This is a genomic window from Streptomyces sp. DvalAA-43 (assembly GCF_900091725.1).
Lineage (GTDB): Bacteria > Actinomycetota > Actinomycetes > Streptomycetales > Streptomycetaceae > Streptomyces > Streptomyces pulveraceus.
This window is the reverse complement of the sequence record NZ_FMBW01000065.1, coordinates 68,441-94,200: the sequence shown is the minus strand read 5'-3', so window position 1 is coordinate 94,200 and position 25,760 is coordinate 68,441. Positions and strand designations below refer to the sequence as shown.

18 protein-coding genes are annotated in these 25,760 nt (G+C 72.0%); 7 read left to right on the top strand and 11 right to left on the bottom strand.

What is annotated here, in order from left to right; translation table 11 throughout:
* Positions 1-54 precede the first annotated feature (54 nt).
* The gene (locus GA0115234_RS27370) at positions 55-603 is read right to left on the bottom strand and encodes a PadR family transcriptional regulator (RefSeq protein WP_093547009.1); all 549 of its coding nucleotides are present in this window, start codon (positions 601-603) and stop codon (positions 55-57) included.
* 73 nt (positions 604-676) lie between these two features.
* Positions 677-2,692 carry an NADPH-dependent 2,4-dienoyl-CoA reductase gene (locus tag GA0115234_RS27365; RefSeq protein WP_093547006.1) on the bottom strand — a complete coding sequence of 672 codons (2,016 nt, stop codon included), beginning with the start codon at positions 2,690-2,692 and terminating at the stop codon, positions 677-679.
* Between the two features lie 239 nt (positions 2,693-2,931).
* On the opposite strand from GA0115234_RS27365, the gene GA0115234_RS27360 reads away from it, so the two are divergent.
* Positions 2,932-3,459 (top strand): DoxX family protein, encoded by a 528-nt coding sequence (locus GA0115234_RS27360; RefSeq protein WP_093547003.1) that lies wholly within the window; start codon positions 2,932-2,934, stop codon positions 3,457-3,459.
* A gap of 62 nt (positions 3,460-3,521) precedes the next feature.
* On the opposite strand, the gene GA0115234_RS27355 is transcribed toward GA0115234_RS27360, so the two are convergent.
* From GA0115234_RS27355 to GA0115234_RS43800, 8 genes are all read right to left on the bottom strand, one after another.
* Positions 3,522-5,138: a chitobiase/beta-hexosaminidase C-terminal domain-containing protein gene (locus GA0115234_RS27355; protein ID WP_176729289.1), complete on the bottom strand. Its 1,617-nt coding sequence runs from the start codon at positions 5,136-5,138 to the stop codon at positions 3,522-3,524.
* Between the two features lie 214 nt (positions 5,139-5,352).
* Positions 5,353-7,002, bottom strand: a complete 1,650-nt coding sequence (locus GA0115234_RS27350) for an FAD-dependent oxidoreductase (RefSeq protein WP_093546997.1) — start codon at positions 7,000-7,002, stop codon at positions 5,353-5,355.
* Between the two features lie 28 nt (positions 7,003-7,030).
* Positions 7,031-7,945: an AurF N-oxygenase family protein gene (locus GA0115234_RS27345; protein WP_093546994.1), complete on the bottom strand. Its 915-nt coding sequence runs from the start codon at positions 7,943-7,945 to the stop codon at positions 7,031-7,033.
* Positions 7,946-8,354: 409 nt separating this feature from the next.
* The gene (locus GA0115234_RS27340; protein ID WP_093546991.1) at positions 8,355-9,470 is read right to left on the bottom strand and encodes a hypothetical protein; all 1,116 of its coding nucleotides are present in this window, start codon (positions 9,468-9,470) and stop codon (positions 8,355-8,357) included.
* Positions 9,471-9,626: 156 nt separating this feature from the next.
* Entirely contained in the window at positions 9,627-9,899 is a 273-nt protein-coding gene (locus GA0115234_RS27335) for a DNA-binding protein (protein ID WP_093546988.1), read from the bottom strand.
* On the bottom strand, positions 9,896-10,618 hold the full coding sequence (locus GA0115234_RS27330) for a hypothetical protein (RefSeq protein ID WP_176729288.1): 723 nt from the start codon (positions 10,616-10,618) through the stop codon (positions 9,896-9,898). Before GA0115234_RS27330 ends, GA0115234_RS27335 begins: the two co-directional genes overlap by 4 nt.
* Positions 10,619-10,632: 14 nt before the next feature.
* Positions 10,633-12,675, bottom strand: a complete 2,043-nt coding sequence (locus GA0115234_RS27325) for a hypothetical protein (RefSeq protein WP_237541778.1) — start codon at positions 12,673-12,675, stop codon at positions 10,633-10,635.
* Positions 12,665-13,048 (bottom strand): hypothetical protein, encoded by a 384-nt coding sequence (locus tag GA0115234_RS43800; protein ID WP_093546985.1) that lies wholly within the window; start codon positions 13,046-13,048, stop codon positions 12,665-12,667. The genes GA0115234_RS27325 and GA0115234_RS43800 overlap by 11 nt, the downstream gene beginning before the upstream one ends.
* Before the next feature lie 335 nt (positions 13,049-13,383).
* On the opposite strand from GA0115234_RS43800, the gene GA0115234_RS27315 reads away from it, so the two are divergent.
* The 5 genes from GA0115234_RS27315 (at position 13,384) to GA0115234_RS27295 (ending at position 20,305) form a co-directional block, all read left to right on the top strand.
* Complete coding sequence (locus GA0115234_RS27315) at positions 13,384-14,040, top strand: Crp/Fnr family transcriptional regulator (protein WP_093546982.1); 657 nt, start codon at positions 13,384-13,386, stop codon at positions 14,038-14,040.
* Positions 14,041-14,193: 153 nt separating this feature from the next.
* Positions 14,194-15,048 (top strand): hypothetical protein, encoded by an 855-nt coding sequence (locus tag GA0115234_RS27310; RefSeq protein ID WP_093546979.1) that lies wholly within the window; start codon positions 14,194-14,196, stop codon positions 15,046-15,048.
* A gap of 136 nt (positions 15,049-15,184) precedes the next feature.
* Positions 15,185-17,404, top strand: coding sequence for a DUF7507 domain-containing protein (locus GA0115234_RS27305; protein WP_093546975.1), 2,220 nt, complete (start codon positions 15,185-15,187; stop codon positions 17,402-17,404).
* Between the two features lie 252 nt (positions 17,405-17,656).
* Positions 17,657-19,468 carry a choice-of-anchor A family protein gene (locus GA0115234_RS27300; protein WP_093546972.1) on the top strand — a complete coding sequence of 604 codons (1,812 nt, stop codon included), beginning with the start codon at positions 17,657-17,659 and terminating at the stop codon, positions 19,466-19,468.
* 138 nt (positions 19,469-19,606) lie between these two features.
* Complete coding sequence (locus tag GA0115234_RS27295) at positions 19,607-20,305, top strand: L,D-transpeptidase family protein (RefSeq protein ID WP_093547050.1); 699 nt, start codon at positions 19,607-19,609, stop codon at positions 20,303-20,305.
* 129 nt (positions 20,306-20,434) lie between these two features.
* Here the strand turns inward: GA0115234_RS27295 and GA0115234_RS27290 are convergent, their stop codons facing one another.
* Entirely contained in the window at positions 20,435-21,235 is an 801-nt protein-coding gene (locus GA0115234_RS27290; protein ID WP_093546969.1) for an SAM-dependent methyltransferase, read from the bottom strand.
* Positions 21,236-21,706: 471 nt separating this feature from the next.
* Between GA0115234_RS27290 and GA0115234_RS27285 the strand changes: the two genes are divergently transcribed.
* Positions 21,707-25,750: a Pls/PosA family non-ribosomal peptide synthetase gene (locus tag GA0115234_RS27285; RefSeq protein WP_093546966.1), complete on the top strand. Its 4,044-nt coding sequence runs from the start codon at positions 21,707-21,709 to the stop codon at positions 25,748-25,750.
* Positions 25,751-25,760: the final 10 nt, after the last annotated feature.

The window sequence follows — 25,760 nt, the reverse complement described above, 5'->3', positions numbered from 1 at the left end:
TCTGTAGGTCCCACCGGACCGCAGCGGGCCGAGCACGCCCCCTCCGGGCCGTGCTCAGCCGGGAGTCGGGCCCGGTTCCCGGTCCTCGTCCAGCGCCCGGGTCAGCCAGCCGATCCAGAAGTTCTCCAGATCGATGCCGCCGCGCAGGACCAGATGGCGCAGCCGGTCCTCCTCGGAGTCGCGTCCGGGCGGGAAGTCCCGCTCCTCGATCTCCAGATACTCCGCCAGCTGCCGACGATGCAGCCCCAGGTGGCGGCGGAGTTCCGCGTCCAGACCGGGTGCCCCGACGACCGCCGCCGCCCGCATCCGCAGCAGCAGCGGATCCCGGACCTGCTTGGGATCCTCCGGGCGGGCCACCCAGGCGGCGAGCGCCTCGCGGCCGGCCGGCAGCACCTCGTACTCCTTCTTCTGCCCACGGGCGGGCTGTGCCGACGGCAGTGCGCGGATCTGTCCGGCCTGCTCCAGCTTCCCGAGCTCCCGGTAGATCTGCTGGTGCGTGGCGGACCAGAAGTAGCCGATCGACCGGTCGAACCTGCGGGTCAGCTCCAGCCCCGACGACGGCTTCTCCAGCAGGGCGGTGAGAATCGCATGGGGGAGTGACATGGGGTGCATCCTAGGGACGGTCGGCCGCGGCCCGGTGGCGCGGGGCGGCCTCCCGTGCCACCGGGCCCGTACGTCACAGCGAAGCCGCGAGCTCCGTGCCCTGGCGGATCGCCCGCTTGGCGTCCAGTTCGGCCGCCACGTCGGCGCCGCCGACGAGATGGGCCGTCCGTCCGGCGGCGAGCAGCTCCTCGTACAGGTCCCGGCGGGGCTCCTGGCCCGCGCAGAGCACGATCGTGTCGACGGGCAGGAGGTGCTGTTCGCCGTCGACGGTGAGGTGCAGGCCGTCGTCGTCGATCCGGTCGTAGGCGGCGCCCGCGATCGTCGTGACGCCCCGGTGCCGCAGCTCGGTGCGGTGGATCCAGCCGGTCGTCTTCCCCAGGCCCGCGCCGACCTTGCCGCTCCTGCGCTGGATCAGATGGAGGGTACGGGGGGCCTTCTGGCGCTCCGGGGCGCGCAGCCCGCCGCGGTCGCGGTAGTCGGTGTCGACGCCCCACTGCCGGAAGAACACCTCGGGGTCGCGGCTCGCCGCGTCGCCCGGGTCGGTGAGGAACTCGGCGACGTCGAAGCCGATTCCGCCCGCCCCGATGATCGCGACCCGTTCGCCGACCCGTGCCCCGTCGCGCAGGACGTCGAGGTACCCGACCACGCTGGGGTGGTCCTGGCCCGGGATCGCGGGGGAGCGCGGGGTGACCCCGGTGGCGAGGACGACCTCGTCGAAACCGTCGAGCGCACCGGCCGTGACCCGCGTACCGAGCCGCAGCTCGACCTTCTCCTCCCGGAGCCGGGTACGGAAGTAGCGCAGCGTCTCGTCGAACTCCTCCTTGCCGGGGACCCTGCGCGCCACGTTCAACTGGCCGCCGATCTCCTCGGCCGCGTCGAACAGCGTCACCTCGTGCCCGCGCTCGGACGCCGAGACGGCGCACGCGAGTCCGGCGGGCCCGGCGCCCACGACCGCCACCCGCTTCACGGTGCGGGTCGGCGACAGGGTGAGCTCGGTCTCGTGACAGGCGCGCGGATTGACCAGGCATGAGGTGACCTTGCCGCTGAAGATGTGGTCCAGGCAGGCCTGGTTGCAGCCGATGCAGGTGTTGATCGCGTCGGCGCGGCCCTCGGCCGCCTTGGTGACGAAGTCGGGGTCGGCGAGGAACGGGCGGGCCATCGACACCATGTCCGCCCGGCCCGAGGCGAGGATCTCCTCGGCGACCTCGGGCGTGTTGATGCGGTTGCTCGTCACCAGCGGTACGGAGACCGCTCCCCGCACCTTCTCCGTGACCCAGGTGTAGGCGCCACGCGGCACCGAGGTGGCGATGGTGGGGATCCGGGCCTCGTGCCAGCCGATCCCCGTGTTGATGATCGTCGCACCGGCCGACTCGATCGCGCGGGCGAGCCGCACGACCTCCTCCAGCGAGGAACCGCCCGGCACCAGGTCCAGCATCGACAGCCGGTAGATCAGGATGAAGTCCGGGCCGACCCGCTCACGGACCCGGCGCACGATCTCGACCGGGAACCGGACGCGGTTCTCGTACGAGCCGCCCCAGCGGTCGGTGCGGTGATTGGTGGCGGCGGCGATGAACTCATTGATGAGGTAGCCCTCGGAGCCCATAATCTCGACCCCGTCGTACCCGGCACGGCGTGCGAGTCCGGCCGCCCTGACGAAGTCCTCGATGGTCTCCTCGACCTCGTCGTCGGTGAGGGCGTGCGGGGTGAAGGCGCTGATCGGCGCCTGGATCGCGCTCGGTGCCACCAGATCGGGGTGGTGCGCGTAGCGGCCGAAATGCAGGATCTGCATGGCGATCCGGCCGCCCGCCGCGTGGACGGCCGCGGTGACCCGTGCGTGCTGCTCGGCCTCCGCCTCGGTGGTCATCTTGGCACCGCCGGGCAGGGAGCAGGCGCGGGCGTTGGGGGCGATGCCGCCGGTGACCATCAGGCCGACGCCGCCCCGGGCACGCTCCGCGTAGAAGGCGGCCATCCGCTCGAAGCCGTGCTCGACCTCTTCGAGACCTATGTGCATCGAGCCCATCAGCACACGGTTGGGAAGCGTGGTGAAGCCCAGGTCGAGCGGGCTCAGCAGATGCGGGTACGGGCTCATGCGGCGGCTCCTCGCGCAGTGTCGGTTGCGCCAGTTGTAGACCACCGGAACGCCATTGTGCAACAAGTTGCATAATGGCGTGGGTCTCAGTGCCGCGAACGGGGTCGTCCCCCGGACGGCCTAACACCGGGCCTCGTCGGCGCCCCGCGCCACGGAGAGTGGAAGCGTGGCATCCGCCCGGCATGGAGCAGGTGCCGCCCGCTCGTCCCGCCCGCCCCCGAACCCCTGCGGAGACACCCATGGCCTGCTTCGACCGGCGTGACCTCGGCCTGCTCGTCCTGCGTGTCGGTACCGGCGCGGTACTGGCCGCGCACGGCACCCAGAAGCTGGCCGGCTGGTTCGGCGGCGGGGGCATCGAAGGAACCACCGCCGCGATGGAGGCGATGGGCTTCCACCCGCCGAAGCACAGCGCGGTCGCCGCGGGGCTCGGTGAGGCGGGCGGCGGAGTGCTGCTGGCCCTCGGCCTCGCCACCCCGGCGGCCGGTGCGGCCGCGGCCGGGGCGATGGCGGGCGCCGTGGCCGTGCACGCGCCGGCCGGATTCTTCGCGCAGGGCGGCGGTTACGAGTACCCGGCGTTCCTCGGCTTCACCGCCGCCGCGATCGGCCTGACCGGGCCGGGCCGTTACTCCGTCGACCACGCCACCCGGCATGCCTTCAACCAGCCGTGGATGGTCGCCCTGGCCTTCGCGGGCAGTGCCGTCGCGGCGGCCGCCGTGGTCGGCAGGCGTGCCAGGGGACGCGTCGCGGTCGATCCCGACGCGACCTGACCGCCCGGCAGGACCGGGACCGGGCGGCACCCGGGGGAGGGAGCCGTCCGGTCCTGGAAGCCCTACTTCCGGAAGGTCAGGGACGCGGCCGGGGAGGCGTTCCCGTACGCGTCCACGGCGACGACGCGTGCCACGTACCGGCCGCCACGGACCGCGCCCGGCACCGGGATGTCGAGGGTGTTCGGGCGGGGCGTGAAGGTGAAGTCCGAGAGGACCTTGGACGAGACGACCGAGGCGCCGGTGGTGGCGTCGGTGATGTCGACGTCGTAGTGGTGGATCATCTGGTCGTCCTCGGCCTGCGCGATCCGCAGCGCCGTGCCGCCCTCGGCGTCACGCACGGGGGACAGCGGCCTGCGCGTGGTGAACCTCGGCGCCACGGTGTTGCGCGCGGTGTCCGTGTAGCGGAAGTTGTCCTTGATCTGCCGGCTCGTCGACCCCTTCAGCCGGACGGTCCAGGTGGAACCGGCGAGGGTGCCCGCGCTGGCGTAGGGCGGCTGCCAGTTCGCCGACCACTGGCCGCCGGTGTAGATGTCGTGCTTGTCCGCGGCCATGTTGACCCGCGCGATCTCCGTACGGTCCTTGTAGACCTCGACGAAGAGCGCCTGCGCGGTGGGCGTCTCGAAGCGGTCGGCCAGACCGTCCTCGGTGACCGCCTGGTAGCCGTGGTCGACCTCGACGTACGACATCGAGCCGTCGTTGACCGAGGTGAAGTCCCGCTGGTGGATCGAGCGGTCGTCGTTGATGTTCAGGTGCGAGTGGCCGGAGAAGAGGATGGCCTGCGGGAAGGCGCTCAGATCCTCGGCGAGCCGGGGGTTGGAGGCCTGCTGGCCGTCCATCGTCGTACCGGTGGTGGGCCGGTGGCCCTGGACCAGGACCGGCTTGCCCTTGTAGGTCCGGTCGGCGGTGATCTCGGCGAGCCGCTTCTTGAGCCAGGTGCGCTGGGCCGTGTCGGAGTCGTACGTCTCGGTGTTGACCGTGAGGACGTGCAGGCCCTTCACGTCGGACTCGTAGTAGCCGCCGCCCGAGTCGGGGAACCAGGCCCTGGGGTAGCCGGCCCGTATCGCCGCGAGGCTCGCGTCGTGGTTGCCGTTGGAGATCAGCAGCTGCGTGCCCGTCATGCCCTTGCGGGCCAGTTCCGTCCGGAAGATCTCGGAGACGATCCGGTGATCGGGTCCCTTGCCGTCACCGTTGTCGTTGATCATGTCGCCGTTGGACAGGATCGCGTCGGGCCGGGGGAAGATCGACCCGATGGTGTCGAAGAAGCTCTCGTACTTCTTGTCGGCGGTGGCGTGGCTGCCGACATGCACATCGGACATCACGACGAGCCGGGCGAGTGGCTTCTCCCGCGACTTGATCAGATAGCCGCGGGCGACCGGGACGCTGCTCCGGTCGCCCCGGAAGGCCGCCGCGGTGACATTGGTGTCCTTCTTGATCCGCAGCGGACGGCCGGGGGAGTAGACGTGGCTGTCGCGGGTCGGGGTCGTCCCGTCCAGCGTGTAACGGACGGTGGTTCCGCGCTCGGCCCGGAACTTCAGCTCGACCGCGTGCTCGTACCGCCCGCCCGGGACGCTGACGCCGGGTGCGGCCGGGGTGCGTGTGGCGGGGGAGTGAGCCTGTGCGGCGGTCGGGGCGACCAGTGCGACGGACGTCGCGGCGATCACGAGAGGGGTGAGTCTCACGGGGGTCCCTGTTCTCCGGCCCGGGAAGTCCCTGCGGGCTTCCCGGCCTGGTTGCATAACGGATGGATAACCGGTCTGAACCAGAGACGCTAGAGGGCACGTGCCAGGCCGCGGTGCGGCCCGGTCGACTTCCGGGTGAAGCGATCATGAACGTATCGCGGGGAGGGTGGGGGCGAGCCCGGCGGACGGGGCCGGGCAGGCCCCGTCCGGGCTGTCAGCTCGACGGCCTCCAGCGGCCGCCCTTCGCCGCCGCGACCATCTCCGGCACCGTGCCGAACTTGACCCGAGGGCGTCCGCCGTCGCGGCCGCGTGCCAGCTCGGCCCGGTCGATCGCGGCCAGTCCCCTGGCGTCGACGACATGGCGGCTACGGCTCCGGACCAGGCGGTGGAACGCCTTGGGCGCGGGCGCCGGTGCGGGCAGGGCGCCCGCGACGGCATCGTCCAGGAGTGTGCCGACGGTCTCGGCCGCGCAGGCGCGATTGGCCCCGATGCCGCCGGAGGGCCCGCGCTTGATCCAGCCGACGACATACGTCCCCGGCAGCCCCGTCACACGACCGCCCCGGTGCGGGACGGTGCCGGTCGCCTCGTCGAAGGGCAGCCCCGGGACGGGGAGGCCGCGATAGCCGACCGCCCGCAGCAGGGTGCCGGCCGGAAGGTCCAGCTCGCCCTGGTTCCCGGTCACGCGCACGGCCCGCACGGTGTCGTCGCCGAGCACCCGGACGGGAGCCGAGTGGAACCGGAAGACGATGCGGCGTCCCGGCGCCGGTGGGCGCGGCCAGTCCACCGTCTCGCGCGCCAGGCCCCGCAGCAGGGCGGCCTTCCCGTTCTCGGTGGAGCCGTCGATCGTCGCGCCGGTCCGCGGATCGCGGTCGTCGACGACCAGGTCCACGCCCGGCAGATGGTTGAGGGCGAGCAGCTCGGCGGCGCTGTACGCCGCATGCTCCGGGCCGCGTCGGCCGAGCAGGACCACCTCGCGCACCTTCGAGGCGCGCAGGGCCGCGAGTGCGTGATCCGCGATGTCCGTACCGGCCAGGGCCGACGGGTCCGCGACCAGGATGCGGGCGACGTCGAGGGCGACGTTCCCGTTGCCCGCCACCACCACCCGCTCCGAGGAGAGGCCGACGGCGTCCGGCGCGACCTCGGGGTGGGCGTTGTACCAGGCGACGAACGAGGTCGCCGAGATGCTGCCCGGCAGGTCCTCGCCCGGGATGCCGATGCGGCGGTCGGTGGAGGCGCCCACCGCGTAGATCACCGCGTCGTGGTGGGCGGCGAGCTCCGCCGCGGTGATGTCCTTGCCGATCTCGACCCCCAGGTGCATCCGTACCCGGGGGTGGGTGTGGAAGCGTGCGAAGGTGTCGCCCACCTTCTTGGTCGCGGGGTGGTCGGGCGCCACGCCGTACCGGACGAGCCCACCCGCCACCGGCAGCCGGTCGACCAGTGTCACCTCGGCGTTGGTGTGCAGCAGCAGATCCTCGGCGGCGTACATGCCGGCCGGGCCCGTGCCGACGACCGCGACGCGGATCGGTGCGAAGTCGGAGGGGAGGCCGCGCTCGAACGACGGCGCGCTCCACCGGTGGAAGTTCGGTCCCGTGTCGCCCTGTTCGGGCTCCTGCCCGGCGAAGTGCGCCGCGTTGATCGCGGCGTACTCCTGCTGCGCGGCCGGCAGGGCGTCCACCGGGAAGACGGCGTCGACCGGGCAGGCATCGGCGCAGGCGCCGCAGTCGATGCAGGACCTCGGGTCGACGTACAGCATCTCCGTGCTGCCGAACGCCCGCTCCTGCGGTGTCGGGTGGATGCAGTTGACGGGGCATACGGCGACACAGGTGGCGTCGTTGCAGCAGGTCTGGGTGATGGCGTAGGTCATCTCGTCAGCTCGGGTCGCTCGGCTCGGATCAGATCAGGTGGGCGCGCTTGTAGAGGGCCAGTGCGGGCCTGGTGAGGAGGCGGGCCGAGGCCAGGAACTCCATCAGGCCCGAACAGCTGGACCGCATGAGGGACTTGTGGTGCTCGTTCGCAGCGGCCTCGGCGAGTGCCCGCCGGGTGTCGAGACCGGCGTTCGCGTAGACCTCCCGGTTCACCATGCTGGTGACGATGTAGTAGGACGCGACGGCGATCACGAACGCGTTGATCTGTCGGCGCAGCGGGCCCGCGTTCCGGAGCCGCTTGCGGGTCTCGTCGCGGGCGAACTTCATGTGCCGTGACTCCTCGACGACATGAATGTTGTTGATGGTGCGTACGAAGGGCGCGACCCGCTCGTCCCGCATCCAGTCCCGCTGCATGACGTCGAGCACTTCCTCGGCGACCAGGATCGCCGCGTACGCCGCCTCGCCGAAGGCGAGGGTCTTGAACGCCCTGCCCAGCTCTACCACCGCGCGGCGCGGCCGATACGCCGGGGCGCCCAGCTTCGCCGCCCCGCGGGCGAACATGATGGAGTGCCGGCACTCGTCGGCTATCTCGGTGAGGGCCCACTGGAACCGCGGATCGGTCGCGTCCGTCGTGTAGATGTCGCGCAGCACCATCTGCTGAAGGATCATCTCGAACCAGATGCCGGTGCTGGCCACCGAAGCGGCCTCCTGTCGCGTCAGCTCCTTGCGCTGGGCATCGGTCAGCTCGTTCCAGTACGCCGTGCCGTAGAGCGTGCTCCACTCGGGGCTCGCGCCGTGGAAGTCCTTGTCCAGCGGGGTGTCCCAGTCCACCTCGGTGACCGGGTCGTACGACAGCTTCGCCGACGAGTCGAGCAGTCGCCGGGCGACGTCGTGCTCGTCGATCCGGTCCTGGTCCTCCGGCCGAACGGTGCTGCTTGCCATGGTGCGGCTCCTCGATTCGACAGATCGACTCGACGCCGGCCGGCCGCGATCCCCTGGTGTGCCCGCTCGATGGGATCCCTGGCTGCCGAGCGCCTTCCTCGCTTGTTAGACGCCACGTCTAGCAAGCTGTTAGACGGAACGTATAGCAAGAGTGCTGTGCGGGCCTACCCCTCGTGGCGAATCCGCTCGATCGATCTCCGGTCCGCACGCCGGGGACGCCGTGCTGTACTGGTCCCTGCCCGACCCACTCGACCTGCTCGAACCGCCTTCACCGGGGCCCCGGGCCGCACGCAGACGAGGGCCGGCCGGTTCTCCCGGGGTTCCCGCCCGGGAGCGAGACGGGAGCCGGACGCGCGGACCGGCCGCCGGACCGTGAATGTGGTTCCGGCGGCCGGTCCGCGCGAACCGTTCAGCTCCGCTTCAGCTCACGGGCCGTGCTCTCCCACTCGTCGAACATGGCCAGGCTCGTGAACATGGCCCGGAGGGAGGCGCCGATCTTCCGGCTCGGCCTGCGCAGCCGTCGACTGGCCATGCCGAGCATCTCGATCACGGGCTCGACCCCCTGCACGTCGGCCGCCGACTCCCGTACGTCCCGGGCCATCCCGATGACCTGGCCGAGCAGTTCGTCCACCTCGTCGGGCCACTCCTCGCGAGGAGTGACGCGAGCCCACTGAAGGAACGCGCTCAGGGCGTCGGCGGTGATCCTCATCCGCTCGACGAAGCGCCCCGATGCCGCCTCCAGTTCGTCGGCAGGGCCCTCGATGGCCTTGGCGAAGCGGTTGAGCACGGCCATCCGGGCACTCATCGGGGTTCCCGGCAGACCGGCCCGGACCATGTCCTCGTTGAGCAACTCGCCCATGGCCGCGAGATCCACGAGCGCCGCGTCCACCTCGGCCATGTCGTCCACGATCGCCTCCATCGCGGTCTCGGCGGCGACCACCCGGTCCCAGAGCCCGGGATCGTCCTCCTCCGCCGAGGCCGAGGCGGGGGCCAGGGCCGTGGCCGGGTCTTCACCGCCCGCCGCGCCGGGGAGTGGCACACGCGCGGCCGGCAGCAGGGGACTTCCCCCGAGGGGCCCTCCCCCGAGAAGCCCTTCCCCGAGGGGTCCCTCCGAGAGAGTCGTCATCAGCGCCTGCCGTGCCTCGGCCGAGCCGAGCGGCAGTGCCGGGTACTCGATGGTCGGGAGTACGCCCGCCGCGAAGGGCGCGGTGCCGGCCTCGCAGAGGTGCACGGTGCGGCGTCCCGTGGTGTGCCGGACACCGAGGCCGTAGACGACCTCGGGGCCGACCCGGGTGAGGTCGGCGATGACGAGGTCGTCGTCGATGAGATGGCGGATCGAGCGGTCGGACAACGGGCCCGCGCCGGACTCGTATTCGGCCCGGACCAAGGTCATGCCGAGCCGTTCGCAGACGGGTCGCACGACCTCCTCGTAGAAGACGGTGGAGCGCTGTTCGATGTCGTGGGCCGGGCCGTCGGCGGCGGCAGGGGCGTCGCCGTTCGGGCCGATCGCGAAGCAGATGGGCATGGTGGAGGTCCTCCAGGGATGGTTGAACTGCCGGAATCAGGGGCTGTTGAACTGCCGTTGAATCGGGGGCTGTCGAACTGCCGGGATCAGGGGGCGTCGAACTGCCGGAATGCCGAGGGCCGGCCGGCCGGAACCGGCCGGCCCGGTGCGGACGCCTCAGTCGAAGAGCGTCAGTGCCACGCCGTCCGCGATGTCGTCGGCGTAGACGGGCCTCTCGTCGATGCCCAGGGCCCGCATCAGGTTCACCGTGGCAATCCGGTGGCGGTGGCCGACGCGGACGGTCTCGCACGGGAAGGTCCCGTTGCCGACCAGCCGGTACGCGGTACTCATGCACATCCCGAAGGCGCGGGCCGCCGTTCTCAGGTCCACGCTCACCGGAAGGTCGAAGATCTCGCGGAAGGTCAGGGGTGTCTGGTCACGCTCGCTCATCCGCGCCTCCCCGGGCTGCGCAGGGACAGGGTTCCGACCTGGCGCCCGCGCCGCAGGCGGCGGGTGTCGCCGACGGTGTCGACCAGGCCCCACTCCTGGGCCAGGGCCCCGACCCGTACGCCCTCGGCCCGGTCGGCCGGAACGGTGATCCGCAGGGGTGCGGCGAGGCCCGCCGGCCGTTCGGCACGCTCGAACTCCACCTGCCAGCGGCCGCCCGTCCCCTGGCGCGCCCCGGCGACCGCGTCGATGTCCTCCACCGCCGTCTCGGCGCGGGCGCGGCGTGCCGTGTTCCACGCCCGGGTGCACGCGGAGCGCAGCAGTACGGACCCGGGCTCGGCGGTCTCGGGCCCCATCGCGCGCAGCGCTTCGAGGCAGGCCGTGGCCAGCTCGGCCTCGACGTCCTCGCGAGGGGTGCCGAACCGGTCCGAGATCCGGAACACGGTGCGGCGCAGTCCGGGCAGGGCCAGCCACACCACGCAGAGCGGCCAGCCGGACCGGTCCGTATCGGCCTGCGCCAGCGCAACGGCCTGCCGCCACAGGGTGGTTCGCACGGCGGGGTCCGCCGAGCGGTCGTACAGGACGGGGCGTGCCTCGGCCGGGGAGAGCGGGGCTCCCGCCGTGCCGGAGCCGTCGTCGAGCCGGAGCCCGGGTGCCGGTGCCCGGTCCGTGAACTCCCGCTCGATGGAGTCGAACAGTCCGGGTCCAAGGGGTGATGTCATGGTCGTCCTCCTGATCAATCGGTCTGCTGGGGCTGGTTCCTGCTGCGCCACTCGGCGAGGCAGCGCTCCGCGAGGGCCTTGCCGGGCATGGCGTCGCCGCCCCGCTCGATCAGCAGGAGCAGGCGCAGGAAGCCGTGCTCCCGGGAATCGACGAGCCGGGCGAACAACTCCTCCACGGCCCGGTCCGGTCGCGACGCCTCGTCCGGACCGTGGCACCAGGCGAGCAGCGCGTCCCGCATCGACGGGTACGACGCGGCCTCGTTGAGCGTCCGCCGGACCAGCTCCACGATGTCCGCGGCCGTCCTCGGACCGGCGAGCATCCGGTCGCTGAACCAGGCGCGGTCGAAGTCGACCAGGACGGGGAACGTGAGGGCGGCCACCAGGCCCGCGGTGTCCTCGGCCCGTGCCCAGTCGACCAGGCGGTGTGTGATCGTCTCCCTGGTGTCCGGGTCCCCCGCCGCGAAGCGCTGCATCAGCGTCTCCGCGACGGCCAGGGCCACCGAGGTGTCCTCGGGGCCGTCGCCTCCCCTGTTCGCGACACCGTGCAGCAACGCCAGTGCGGTGTCCGCCTCGACCCCGCCCGGGTCGGAGCGGCAGGCGTACGCGACGGCGGTGCGCAACACCGTTTCGGGCGCCTCGCTCCACTCCTGGAGCAGGTCGTGGACCCGATGGGTGACCACGGGATCGAGCGCCGCCGTTCCCAACGACCGGGCAGCGGCCTCGAAGGCCGCGAGGCCGCCGGAGAGGGCGAGCTCCCGGACGAGTCCGAGGGTGCGTCCTGCGGTGCGCACGGCCATCCCCGCCATCGCCCGGCCGGCCCGTTCGATCTCCTCCGGGGTGGTTCCGGTCCGGCCCAGCCAGTGGTGCAGGAGCGGCAGCAGATCGATGTGCTCCCGACACACCACGTCCCACACGGACTCCCCGACCCCCGGCCAGAGGAACGCGACGGTCCCCGGCCCGCCGCCGTCGCCGGGTACGCGGCGTGCTCCGATGCCGCGCAGGACGTCCCCGAGGGGGCGTTGCCGGACGAGGCCCAACCCCTGGTGGGCCGGCGGCTCCCGGAGGCCGCGCCCCGCGGACCCCGGTTCCGGCTCCGGACCTGACAGGGCTGCCAGATCCGCGGCCCTGTCGACGACGGTGCCGCGGTCCAGGCCTCCGTACACGCAGACCGAGAACAGGTGGGTCAGCAGCTCCGGATCGCGCTCCGCCCGGCCCAGGAGCTCCTGGGCCTCCGCCTGGGCGAGGCCGGACAGCACCTCGGCACGGCGGATCTCGCCCCCGGCACCGGGCCGGCACACGGCTTCCGCCGCCCGCGCCGCGTACCCGGGCGGCAGCCCCGGGGGCAGGAGCGCGGGCAGGAAGTCCGGCCCGAGCGACTCCAGCAGGCGGGCACGGTCGCGCGCGTCGGGGCGGATGTCCGCGACATGGGCGGCGAAGACCTCGGCCGGGTCGGACGGCCGGTGGCGTACGACCTGGGCACCGAAGTCCCGCTCCAGGAACCGGGTCAGGCCCGGCACCTCCGGAACCACGATGACCAGGCGCGCTTCGGCTTCCGCCAGGGCGGCTTCCAGATTGGCCAGGTCCCAGGGCCTGAGCGCGAACGGGTCGCCCGGCTCCATGACCAGGTAGCCGTGCACCCCGCGCGGCCGGGGACGCCAGCGCGTCAGGTCCACCGCTCCGTCGACCTGGACGAGTGCGGGGTCCGCGCATCGATGGGCCAGCAGATTGAGCGCCAGTGTCAGCCGGCCCGTACCCGGCTCACCGATCAGGAAGAGGATGCCCGATTCGAGCGCGGCGAGACCCGCCTCGAAGGCCGGGGGCGGGACGAAGCGGCGCCGGGCGAGCCGGAAGTCCTTCGCCCGCACGGGCCCCTGACGCACCGGTGCCACGGGACCGTCGGCCGTCTCCGGGAAGCCGGACACATTCCGCTGGTCGCCCTGCACCACACCGGTGTTGACCGTGCCGTGGGGGGCCAGCACCACCATCTGCCGGTTCCTGTCCAGCTCGGGGAGCACGGCCCGGAGGGCACCGTCGACGGAGCCGGTGTCAGTGGTCATCGTCGGCTCCCCGGGCGCGGTCACCGGAGGCCGCGATGTCGGTGACGTGCTGTCCGCCGTGGACGAGACCGGTGTTGATGATGCCTCGCGGGGCGTTCAGCGCGGTGTACGACCGTGCGGGCGCCACCGGCTCGTCGGCGGTGGACCCGGCACGCCGCAGGGAGCGGAGTAGATGGTTCAGCCGGCCGAGCTCCTCGGGGGCGGGCGTGTATCCCGCGCCGAGCAGCGCGTCGAGGACCGCTTCCTCGCCGCGGGTGTCCCGCTCCGGCTCGCAGGTCCGGCCGGGCAGCGGGTGGGTGATGCCGAAGTCCGCGGGCACCTCGGCTCGCCGCGTACGAGGGGCGCCGCCCACGTTCTTGTCGTGTTCTCGCATGGCTCCTCCGGGAGTGGGCCGGGCGGGCCGAATGGCCGCCGGCGTTTTCCTTGGCGATTCGAGAATTCCGTGCCGCCGGACCGGCCACCGCTCCGGCAGTGCAGAAGAGATATGTCGGCCGTCACATTCCGAACATTCGATCTTTCGGGGGCGGTTGCGTGCCCCGAAGTGAGGGGTGATTGGCTTTGTGCGGCAAATAAAGTCCGGAATGTCACGGGTAATCCGGGGCGAAAAAAGGGGGGCGTTCTTTTGTGGTGGCGGATTCGGCGATTCGGAGAGAAGAGGAACTCTTCATTCCGCACCGGAGTGGAACGGAAGTCGTCTAGCGTGATCGCATGAGCGAACTGACTCGCATTTCGCCGGCACGTGTGCTGCGTGAGCTCGTACCGGAATCGGCATGGGAAGGCCTGGCGGGCTTCCCGCGATGGTCGCGTCCGGCGGGCGCGGTCCTCTTACGCCAGGGGGAGTCCGGGAAGTGCGTCCTTGCGCTGATCCGTGGCGTCGTCAAGGTGGTGCGCGGAGATCTCGAAGGCAGGGACCGGCTGCTCGCCTTCCGCGGGCCGGGGGAGGTGCTGGGCGAAGTGGCGGTACAGGACGGCGGAGGGCGGCTTGCCCATGTCCTGGCCGTTAGCAGGTGTGAAGTGGCCGTGATCCCCGCGGACGCATTCCAGGACTTCGTCGAACGGCACGACCTGGCACCTCAGCTGGCCCGGCATGCGCACAGCCGACTGCGCGAGCAGACCGAGGCGTGCGAAGGCGACATCGACCAGCGGCTCGCGGCGGCACTCCTCCATCTGACCGAGATCTCCGGAGCGCACTCCCTTTCCCTCACCAGAGTGGAGTTGGCGCAGCATCTCGGGGTCGGCCGGAATTCCATCAGTGAGGCGTTGGAACGGTTCGGATCCCATCGCGTGCGGTTCGGAAGGACGCGCATCGAAGTGCTCGACGCGACGTACCTGCGTCGCCTGGCCGGTCGTCGGGCCACCGTGTGACCGGAGATATGGCGTGGATCACCGGTCTTCCGCACTGCGGGGGCGGAAGGCTCCCCCGAGCCCTGTGACGCTCACAGGGCGCCGAGAAGACGCACCACCCCCGTCCCCGTCCGGCCGGCACACGCCCGGACGGGGCCGCGCAGAGGAGTCACGATGCACGAACAGGAAAACGGACTGCCCCGGGCCACCGCGGCCCCCTACACCCGCAGCCGCCCGCTGCCCCCGTCCCGGGGGATCATCGCCGTGGACGCCAAGGACTTCACCGGCCTCCCCGCCATCGAGCACGAGGTCGTCAGCCGTACGGTGCCCGACCTGATCAGGACCTCACTGGACCGGGCGGGACTGGCCGAGCTGTGGAACGACCGCAGGTTCCCCGCCTCCACCGGTGACGGATACGTCCTCGGATTCGACCCGTCGTTGATGCCCTTCGTCATCCATCCCTGGCTGTTCACGCTTCAGGAGGTACTGACCGAGTTCAACATCCACGCGCTCGGAGCCCTGCCGATCAGGCTCCGCGTCAGCCTGCACATCGGTCCGCTGCCGGACACCGGCGACGCGTTCGGCGGCAACGGAACGGCACGCAACGACACCCACCGGCTGCTCGACTCCCGCCCGGTCAAGGCCGTGTTGGCCTCCTCCAGGGAGAACGTCACCCAGGTGGCGGCCATCCTCTCGGACCGCTGCTACCAGGACGCGGTCGCCAGTGGGTACACGGGACGCCATCCGGACCACTTCATCGAGGTACCGGCGACGGTCGAGGGCAAGCAGTTCGCCCAGCGCGCCTGGATCCACGTGCCGCTGCCCTCCGGCCCACTGCCCGGCCCGCACACGCCCGGCGACGCCGCACACGAGGGCCGGGACACGGACGGTGCCCCGGAAGAAGGGGGAAGGCGTGACCCGTCCGGGGGCATCCGGGTGACGAACAGGGCCCCGCACGGAAACATCAACACCGGTACGGTGCACGGCGGTCAGCGGGTGACGGTGACCCGGCGCCGAACGGACAGCTGACCTCCGCTCCTTCCCACGGACGGCCGCCCCCGCCGTCGAGTCGGCACCGCCGATCGGGGTCTGGCACACGGCCATCGGACGCACTCACGGCTTGTCATGGCGCCGATGACACGGAGCGATGCCCGTAGATGGGGGAATGAAGCGAAGACTGCATCCATGGCACTCCGGAGAGGCGCGGACCCGGACCGCCCGGCTGGCCGCGGCGGCGCTGACCGTCGCCGTCGGCGCCGGCGTCATGCCTCTGGCATTCGACAGCAGCGTCCAGGCGCAGCCGCGCGCCGCGGGCTCCCCGCTGCTCGATGAGACATTCACGCAGGCCACGGCGTCGGAGTTCACCGGCGTCGGGTCGGCCTGTCTCACGGGCGCCCCGGCGGCCGCCGCACCGGGGCCGGGGGACCACCCGCTGGGCGGCTGCCCGGAGGGCGTCGGTCCGGTGCCACCCCCGGACGGTGCGCCCCACGGATACCTCCGGCTGACGGACGCGTCCAACGACCAGTCCGGGGCCGTGCTCTACAACCACGCCCTGCCCGCCAACCAGGGCCTCGACGTCACCTTCGACCAGTGGCAGTACGGCAGCACGACCCCGGCCACCCCCGCCGACGGCATCTCGTTCTTCCTGGTGAACGGCGACGGCGCACTCACCCACCCGGGAGCCTTCGGCGGAAGCCTCGGGTACGCGCAGAAGCTCCCCGACGACGACCCCGCCGCCACCTTCCTGCCCGGTGTGGACCGCGGCTACCTGGGTGTGGGGCTCGATGTCCTGGGGAACTACTTCGGCGACTGGGAGCACCGCGGGAACGGCTGTGCCGACCGGTCGCCCGCCGGGACGCAGTTCCGCGTTCCGGCGCCCGGGGCCAACATGGTCACGGTCCGCGGTCCCGGCGACGGCACCGAGGGGTACTGCTTCCTCACCGCCACCACCAACAACCTCACCACCACCGGGCCCTGGCCCACGACGCTCCCCGGAAACCTGCAGGGGACGCTGACCGCGCTGCCCCCCGGAGCGACCCCCGCGCAGGCCGAGACCGCGCTCGAACCCTCGCGCCGCCGGGTCCACGTACAGCTCACCCCCGCGCCCAGCCCCGTGCTGAACGTGTCGGTCGACTTCAACGACGGGACCGGCTTCCACCATGTCCTCAGCACACCTGCCCCGCAGCCGGTGCCGACCACGTACAAGTTCGGTTTCGCGGCGTCCACCGGGCTGTTCACCGATGTCCATCTCATCCGCAACGTGCTCGTCAGCAGCGACCAGCCGCTGCCCGCGCTGAACCTCGTCAAGCAGGTCAGGCAGCCGCTCCCCGGTGACCTGGTGGCGGGATCGAGGGTCCCGTACGACTTCGTGGTCACCAACGCCGGTGGGGCGGACATCACCGGGCTCACCGTCGACGACCCGAAGACCGGCCCGGTGTCCTGTCCCGCGACGACGCTCGCACCCGGCCGGACCATCACCTGTACCGCCACGTACACCGTCACGGCCGCCGATGTGACCCACGGTTCCATCGACAACACGGCCATCGCCAGGGGCACCTCGAACGGCGCACCGGTCGACTCGCCGCCCTCCTCCCAGAGCGTGCCGCTCGAACGACCGGCCGGCCTCGTCGTGGAGAAGAAGGCGCAGACGCCCGGCCCCTACTCGGTCGGACAGACGGTCACCTTCACCTACGACGTCCGGAACACGGGCGGCACGGAGCTGACCGACGTCGCGGTGCACGATGACCACGTCAGCCCGATCACCTGTGCCGCCACGACCCTCGCCCCCGCGGAGAGCACGGGAGACGAGACCACCTGCAGCGGTACGTACACGATCACCACCGAGGACGGCACGGCCGGATCCGTCACCAACACCGCCACGGCGACCGGAACGTCGGACGGCACCACCGTCACCTCCCCGGAGACCCAGCAGACCCTGCAGGTCGGGGCGCCGCACATCACCCTGAAGAAGCGTGTGGTGACGCCCGCGCCCTACGGCGTCGGTGACGAGGTGGAGTACTCCTACACCGTCACCAACACCGGGAGCACAGAGCTCCGCTCCGTGCTCGTCAGCGACGACCGTGTCTACGACGTCACCTGCGACGCGACGACGCTGGCGCCCGGGGCCACGACCACGTGCCACGGCACGTACACGATCGCCCAGGCCGACAAGGACCGGTGCGAGAAGCCCGGCAAGACCAAGGGCGGCGGAGACGGGGAGAAGACCTGCCCCGTCACCAACGTGGCGGTAGCGGCGGGTACCGACCCGCAGGGCAACCAGATCGTCAGCCTGCCCGCCCAGGTCACCATCGAGGTCGGCAGCACCCCGCACCACAAGCCTCCGCACAAGCCCCCGCACCACAAGGTCGTCGACCGGAAGGCCTAGGATCCCGACCCGTCGGCCCTCCGCGTCCGCGCAGCTCGTCCGCGTGGGACGACACTGCCGGACGACGCGCGCCGCACCCGTCGATGACGGGTGCGGCGCCGTCATGAGCGGGTGCGGCGCAGGCTTTGACACCGCCGTCACCCGCGCAGGCCCGCCCGCGTACGCCGTTCGCATGAGATAGGTCGCGAGATCCGATCACTGCCACGTGTCATGGGGGTGGTCGGAGCAGGGCGGGCACCGACCATTCCCCTCATGAGACGTATCTCCCAGCACTTCGGTGCGCTGCGCGCCCGAGTCGGCGTCACCGGGACGGCCCTGGCCGTGGCGGCGGCGACCGTACCGGCCTTCGCCCTCGGACTCGGAACGGTCCCCGCCTACGCCGCCCCGCTTCCCGGCGGCCTCGGCCCGTGCGTTCCCGGCTCCTGTCCGGACCCGTTCCCCGGAATCAACAACGGGCCGATCGCCGGCCGCGACAACGCCATCAACATCTTCGTCGGCGACGACTTCCTGGTGCGGGGCCGGGCGGCCGAGGCCGAGGGCCGCGTGGTCGTGCTCGACGACTTCGACCAGAACAAGCAAGCGGGCGTCAGCGGCCTGTACAACCTCGGGATCGTCGGCGTGGGCTCGCGCGTGCCGCCGCCCAACGGGTCGGACTTCCTGACCACCGGCGGGAACGTGACGATCGCGAGCGGCCAGCGCCTGGACACCACCGGCGGTCTGATCGGCGAACAGGGCATCGTACGGTACGCGGGAACCGAGTCCGGAACGGTCAACGGACAGCTCGTCCACGACCCGGACGCCGCCCAGCCCTACACCGCGCTGCGGGACCAGCTGACCACCGCCAGCCGCTGCTACGCCCGGGTCGACGGGCGGCCCCGGCACGCCACGGGCACGGCGGTCAACGAGGGCACCCGGACCGTGTTCCGCGGCGACGGGACCTCCTCGCTCCAGGTCTTCAACGTGGACTTCGACCTGACCGCACCGGGCGGCGGCCAGCAGGGAATCGTCTTCGAGAACATCCCCGCCGACGCCACGGTCCTGGTCAACATCCTGGGAGCCAATCGCACCATCAACACCTTCAGCGGCGGCATCGACGACAGCACCGACCCGCTCAACTCCTACCGCGAGCGACTGCTGTGGAACATCCCCGACGCGGCCTCCGTCCACCTGGAGGGCACCGGACAGATGCAGGGCAGCTTCCTGATGGGTGACCAGTCGTCCATGACGACCGTGACCCTGCCCGGCATCAACGGCCGCTTCTTCACCACCGGCTCGCTGACCCACACCAGCCCCGCCGCGGGCGGCGGCGGCCAGGAGTTCCACGCCTACCCCTTCAACGGCGACCTGCCCGACTGCTCGGGGACGACCCCCGTCACCGGCGAGGTACGGGTCCTCAAGACCGACGCCGACAGCGGGGACGCCCTCCCGGGCGCCGGGTTCGAACTGTGGCGCGAGACCAACGACATCCCGGGGCTGCAGACCAACGGGGTGAACCCCGACACCCGTGTGACCACCTGCGTCACCGCCGCCGACGGGCGCTGCGCCGTCACCACCACGACGGGCACCTACTACTGGCGCGAGACCTCGGCGCCCGCCGGATACGACCTGCCCACCCCCGATGTGTTCGGACCGCTGATCCTCACCGACGGCAACGCGGAGGGCGGCGTGGAGGCCGTGGCCCGCGACACCCGCAGCTCCGTACCGCCCACGACCGGCTCCATCCACCTGACCAAGACCGACCGGAAGAACGGCCGGCCCCTGGCGGGAGCCGTCTTCGAGACCTGGCGCGAGACCAACGGCATCGCCGGGCTGCAGACCGCGGGAGCCAACCCCGACACCCGGGTCGGACCCGGCTGCGCCACCGACACCGCCGGGCGGTGCACCTTCGACGACCTGCCGCTCGGCGCGTACTACCTGCGGGAGACGGCGGTGCCGGAGGGGTATGTCCTGCCCGACAACCCGGTCACCGGGCTCTACGACGTGACCGAGGACAACAGCTCCACCGGAGTGGACGTCACGCTCTCCAACGAGCGCGGTGAGCCCTGCAAGGGCAAGAGCTGCTAGGACGAGTGATCCGGCGTACGACCCGCCCCGGTTCCGGGGCAGTCACCGGTTCGGCCACCCACAACTGGGCGGCCGGACCGGCACGCTGATTCACTGGCAGGGACGCTCTCCCCCCCCGTGTACCTGGAGGTTCACGTCGTGCGCCCTGCCCTCATATCCGGTGCCGTGGCCGCTTCCGCGGCAGCGGCCCTCGTGTCCACGGCGCTCGCCGCCCCGAACGCCGGCGCCGCCCCGGCCCGCGCCGGCTGCACCGCACCGACCGGCCCCTACCAGCGGCCGATGGAGGAGTACCTCGGCCTGCCGGTCGACGGGATCCAGTCGGAGGCGGACTGCGAGGCCGTCCGCGCCTTCCAGACGAAGAATCACGTGCCCCGCACCGACGGGTATCCGGACCTGGCCACCTACCGCTTCATGCTCGCGGTGAAGGCCGCCGACGACCCGAACGCCGCCGGGCACTGCCCGGCCCGCACCTACCGCGTCACCTGCGTCGACATGGACCGCCAACTGCTGTGGGTGCAGACCGGCAAGCGGATCGACTTCCGCCCGGTGCCGATCCGCACCGGCCGCGAAGCGCAGGAGACCAGGCCCGGCTGGCACGCCGTCTACTGGCGCGACAAGGACCACGTCTCCTCGCTGTACGACGACGCCCCCATGCCGTACTCGCAGTTCTTCGACGGCGGCCAGGCCCTGCACGGGCACCCGGGCAACCTCTTCGACGGCGGCGGCTCCGCCGGCTGCGTCAACCTCACCGTCCACGACGCCGCCGCCCTGTGGGACCTCCTGGCCATCGACGACGCCGTCTACGTATGGGGGACGAAGCCCGGCACGGGGTCCTGAGACCGCGGTCGCCGGTGGGCACGCGGAACCGTCACCCCGTACGGGCTCCCGGCAGGCGCGCGCCCGGTGTGCCGCCGACCCGGGGACGCGCTGTCGGCGGGGCGGCGGCGCACCGGGGACGTCACCCGGTCAGGGCTTGCGGGCGACGGCGCACCACATGGGCAGGCTGTCGTCCGGGACGTCGGACGGTCCGGGACGCCAGCGGGTCAGGGTGACCACGCCCGGTTCCAGGATCTCCAGGCCGTCGAAGAACCGTCGCACCTCCGCCTGGGTGCGCGGCGTGGCGGAAGCGTGGCTGGCGGCACGCTCGTTGTAGATCCGCATGGATGCGGCGACCTCGGGAGCGGTGACGTCCACGGCCGGATGGGACAGGACGAGATGACTGCCCGGGGCCAGGCGGTCCAGCAGCCGACGGGTGATGTCCCACGGGTCCTCGACGTCCTTGATGTACTGGAGGATCGCCACCAGCATCAGGCCCACCGGCTGGTCCAGATCCAGGGTGCGGGAAGCCGCGTCGAGGATCGTGTCCACGTCCCGCGCATCGGCCTGCACATAGTCGGTCTGCCCCTCGGGGCCGCTGACCAGCAGCGCCCGCGCGTGGGAGAGGACGATCGGATCGTTGTCGACGTAGACGACCCGCGACTCGGGGGCGGCCCCCTGGGCCACCTCGTGGGTGTTCTCGGCGGCGGGTATGCCCGTACCGATGTCGAGGTACTGCCGGACGCCGGACTCCGCGAGGTGACGTACGGCGCGGCCCAGGAAGGCCCGGTTGGCCCGGACCGACGGCACGATCGTCGGGTTTGCCGAAGCGGCCAGCTCGGCCGCCTCCTGATCCACCGGATAGTGGTCCTTGCCGCCCAGCCAGACGTTGTAGACGCGGGCGGGATGCGCGTTCGTCGGATGCGTCGTGGAGAGCGCGTTGTCGTTCATCGTGTGTCACCTCGTGCGGCGAAAGGGCCAGGTCGGGCCCGGGTTCCGGACACGGTACCCCCATGATCCGAACCGTGCCGCCGATCGGTGGAAGTACCCCGGTGAACGTTCCGCACCGGAGAAGCAAATCGGCGGCCTCGACATCGCGGGTGAGCTGGTGGGGCCGCGCCGGGAAACGCCGGTGGGAACGGCTTCACCCCGCGCGGGCCGGGTGCGTAGCGTACGACCGGCCCGGGAGCCGTGCGCGCCGGACCGCCCCGACCGCGCGACGACGCGCCCGCGGGGCCGAGAACCGGGGGTGGCGCGGATGACGGACGTGGAGCGTGTGAACGAGGCGGGGGAGGGCGGCGGCCGGCCGGCACCGCTGGCCGGGCGGCCCGTCCGTCGCCGGACGGACTCAGCTTCCTCTCAGCCGGTGTTGCCGAAGCTTGAGGTGACCGAGCACCTTCCGCATCGGACTAGGGGGAGTTCATGGCCTCCCGTACCACTGCGCTGCGCGTTCCTCCGGCCGGTGAACGCACCGGACCGGAGAGAACGACCGGCGCGGACCGGCTGAACCAGTTCTTCGAGGCCGCCTGCGACCGCACACCGTCCGCCATCGCGCTCGAATGCGGCGCACAGCGGCTGACCTACGCCGACCTCGACCGCCGGGCCAATCAGGTCGCCCGCCATCTGCGCCGGACCGGCATCGGACCCGGCAGTGTCGTGGCCCTGCTGCTGCCGCAGTCCGTGGAGACGTACGTGTGCCTGCTGGGCATCTGCAAGGCGGAGGCGGCGTTCGTTCCGATCGACCCCGCGGCCCCGCCCGACCGGGTCGCCTTCATCCTGCGTGACGTGGGCGCCTCCGCGGTGCTGACCACGTCCGCTCTCGCCTCCGGCACCGCATGGGCGGGGCCGCACCCGGCCTGCCCGGTGGTCGAGGTCGACACGTGCGCCGGGGAATTCGGTCTGTTGCCGTCCTCGCGCCCGCCCACCGAGGACCGGGGCGAGGACGACCCGCTCGCGTACGTCATCTATACCTCCGGGTCCAGCGGCAGGCCCAAGGGCGTGCAGATCGCCCGGTCGAGCATCTGCAACTTCCTGCGCGTCGTCGCACCTGTCTACGGTGTCCGGCCGCAGGACCGGGTCTACCAGGGCATGTCGATCTCGTTCGACTTCTCCATCGAGGAGATCTGGCCGACCTGGGCGGCCGGAGCGACACTCGTCGCCGGACCGGCCGGTCCCGGACGGCTCGGTGCCGAACTCGCCGACTTCCTCCAACTGCACGGGATAACCGTCCTGTACTGCGTACCGACGCTGCTGGCGACGATTCCGCAGGACCTCCCGCGGCTCCGCAGCATCGTGGTGGGCGGTGAGGCGTGCCCCGCCGCACTCGTCGAACGATGGAGCAGGCCGGGACGGCGCATGCTCAACACGTACGGACCGACCGAGGCCACCGTGACGGCGACCTGGCAGGAACTCCTGCCGGGGCGGCCGGTCACCATCGGCCGGCCCCTGCCGACGTACTCGGCCGTCCTCCTCGACGAGCGGCGACGCCCCGTACCACCGGGCGCCGTCGGCGAGATCTGCCTGGGCGGCCCCGGCCTCGCCCGCGGTTACGTGGGACGGCCGGACCTGACCGCCGACCGCTTCGTCGCACACCCCCTCGCACCCGGAGGCGGCACGCTGTACCGCACCGGAGACCTCGGCAGGATGACCCCCGACGGGGAGATCGAGTACCTCGGCCGGGCCGACGCGGAGGTGAAGATCCGCGGGTACCGCGTGTCACTGGAGGAGATCGACAGCGTACTGATGGAGGACCCCGGGGTCGCCCAGGCGGGCACCGCCCTCAGGAGTGCGCGCGACGGCGACGGCTTCCTCGCCGCCTACGTCGTACGCGCCGAGGACCGCGAGGTCTCCGACGGCGATCTCACCGCCCGGCTGCACGAGCGCCTGAGCCGCTCGCTGCCCGTCTACATGGTGCCCTCGACCCTGGACTTCCTCGACCGACTGCCGGTCATGCCCAGCGGCAAGACCGACCGCAGACGACTGCCCCCACCGGCCGGCCATCGCTTCGCCGGTACCGGACACGTGGTGCCGGTCCGCGGGGAGCTGGAGACCAGGGTGCGTGACGCCTGGGCACAGGTGCTCGGCATCGCCCCCGCGGAGCTGTCGGCCGAGGCCGATTTCTTCACCGACCTCGGCGGTCACTCCCTGCTCGCCGCCCGTGCCGTGTCGTCGCTGCGCGACCAGGCCGGTGCGGCCGGTGCCACCCTGCGTGACCTGTACGAGAACCCCACCGTGCGGAAGCTCGCGGCGCACCTGGGGTCCCCGGCCGGCCCTCCCGGCCCGGCGGAACAGCCCCGTCCCGCCCCCCTCCGGCACGGCCGAAGGCGGATCGCGCGTGCCGGGGTGGCCCAGCTGGTGGCGATGTACGGGCTGCTCCTGCTGCTCACCGGGCCGGTGGCGCTCTCCTACTCGATCCACCACGGCCAGGTGTCGGGCTGGGGCGCGGTGTGGTCGACCCTCACCGTGCTGGCCGGCTATGTCGCCGTGCGCTGGATCGTTCCCGTCGCCGTCGCCCGGCCACTGGCGGCGGGCATCAGGCCGGGCCGCTATCCGCTGTGGGGAGCGACCTATCTGCGGCTGTGGGTGCTGGACGTGCTCGTGCACGGCATCAGTCCCCTGCGGGTCCTCAGCGGATCCCCCCTGATGGGCCCCTACCTACGGCTCCTGGGCGCACACGTCGGCCCCGACACCACCATCGCCACCAGCCTGGTCGGCCTGCCCGCGCTGCTGCGCATCGACCGCGACGCCGCGATCGGCTACGGCGCGGTACTGCGGCCCTGGCAGGTCTCCGACGGGTGGGTCACGGTCGCCCCGATCACCATCGGCGAGCGGGCCTTCGTGGGCGCCAACGCGGTCTGTGAACCCGGCGCGTGCCTGGGACCCGGGTCCGCGCTCGGCGAGCAGTCCGTGGCCGGCCCGGACGACCCCGTACCCGCCGGTGCCCGCCGCGCCGGCTCGCCCGCACGTCCGGTCACCTCCCTGTCCCCGTCCGTCGAGGCGATGCTGGGAACCCCGGGCGGGACGGACCGCTGGCAGCCGCGGCACCTGGCAGCCGTCCTGCTCGGTCTGGTCCTGCTGGAGGCGGCCGCGGTCGCCGCGGCCCTGCCGAGCGTCACCCTGCTCTGGTGGGCCTGGCTGTACGTCGGCCCGGTCGCCGGAATCGCCGCCGCCGTGCTGGCCGGCCCGGTCTTCGTGATCACGGTCTGCCTGACCGTCGCGGTCGGCAAGCGCATGGTCCTGCCGAGGACACCCCCGGGAACCCACCCGGCGCGCTCGGCACTCGGCGTACGCAAGTGGATCGCGGACAAGCTGCTGGAACACAGCCTCATGTTCACCAACTCGCTGTACGCCACGCTCTACACGGCCCCGTGGCTGCGCCTGCTCGGCGCCCGCATCGGCCGCCGCGCCGAGGTGTCCACCGTGTCGCACATCGACCCGGACCTGCTCACGCTCGGTGACGGCAGTTTCGTCGCCGACATGGCCGGCATCGGCGTCGCCTCCTTCGCCGCCGGCCGCATGACCTTTGAACCGACCGAGGTCGGCGCACGTTCCTTCGTCGGCAACGCGGCGCTCGTCCCGGCCGGGACGCGGCTCGGACCGGGCTGCCTGATCGGCGTGGGCACGGTCCCGCCCATGGACCGTGTGCCCGCCGACAGCACCTGGCTGGGCTCGCCCGCCCTGCGGCTTCCGGTACGCCAGGACAGCGGGACGTATCCCGAGAGGCTGACGTTCTCGCCCTCCCGCAAGGCCGTGCTCGGCCGTCTGGCCATCGAGTTCCTCCGCATCACCATGCCCGCCTCGGTACTCGCCGTCAGCGGCTGCCTGTACCTGCTGGCCCTGTCCGTCACCGCCCACCGCACCGGGCCGCTCGTGCCCCTGCTGGTCTCCCCACTGCTCGCCATGGGCGCCGCGCTGGCCGTCATCGCGTACTGCGTGCTCGCCAAGTGGGTGGTCGCGGGTAAGTACCGGCCGCGCGTCGAGCCCCTGTGGAGCCTGTTCGTGCGCCGCACGGAGTTCGTCACCGGACTGTTCGAGGCGGCCGCGATCCCGGTCGGTGTGGCCCTCCTGGTGGGGACACCGTTCCTGCCGCCGGTGCTGCGCCGGTTCGGCGCCCGCATCGGACGGCGTACCTGGATCGGTACCACGTTCCTCACCGAGTTCGACCTGGTGGAGGTGGGCGACGACGCCGAGATCGGCATGAACGTCTCGCTGCAGAGCCACCTCTTCGAGGACCGCGTGATGAAGATGTCGACGGTGAACATCGGCCCCGGGGCGAGCATCGGCACGCGGACCGTCGTGCTCTACGACACCATGGTCGGCGCCGACGTCCGCCTTGGGGCGCTGTCGCTGGTCATGAAGGGCGAGCGGCTGACCTCGGGAACGAACTGGCAGGGGCTCCCGGCCGAAGGGACCACCGTGGCATCCGCCGCACCCGCGCCCCGCGACCCGGCCCCGGCCGGGCGCTGAGGGAGGCCGT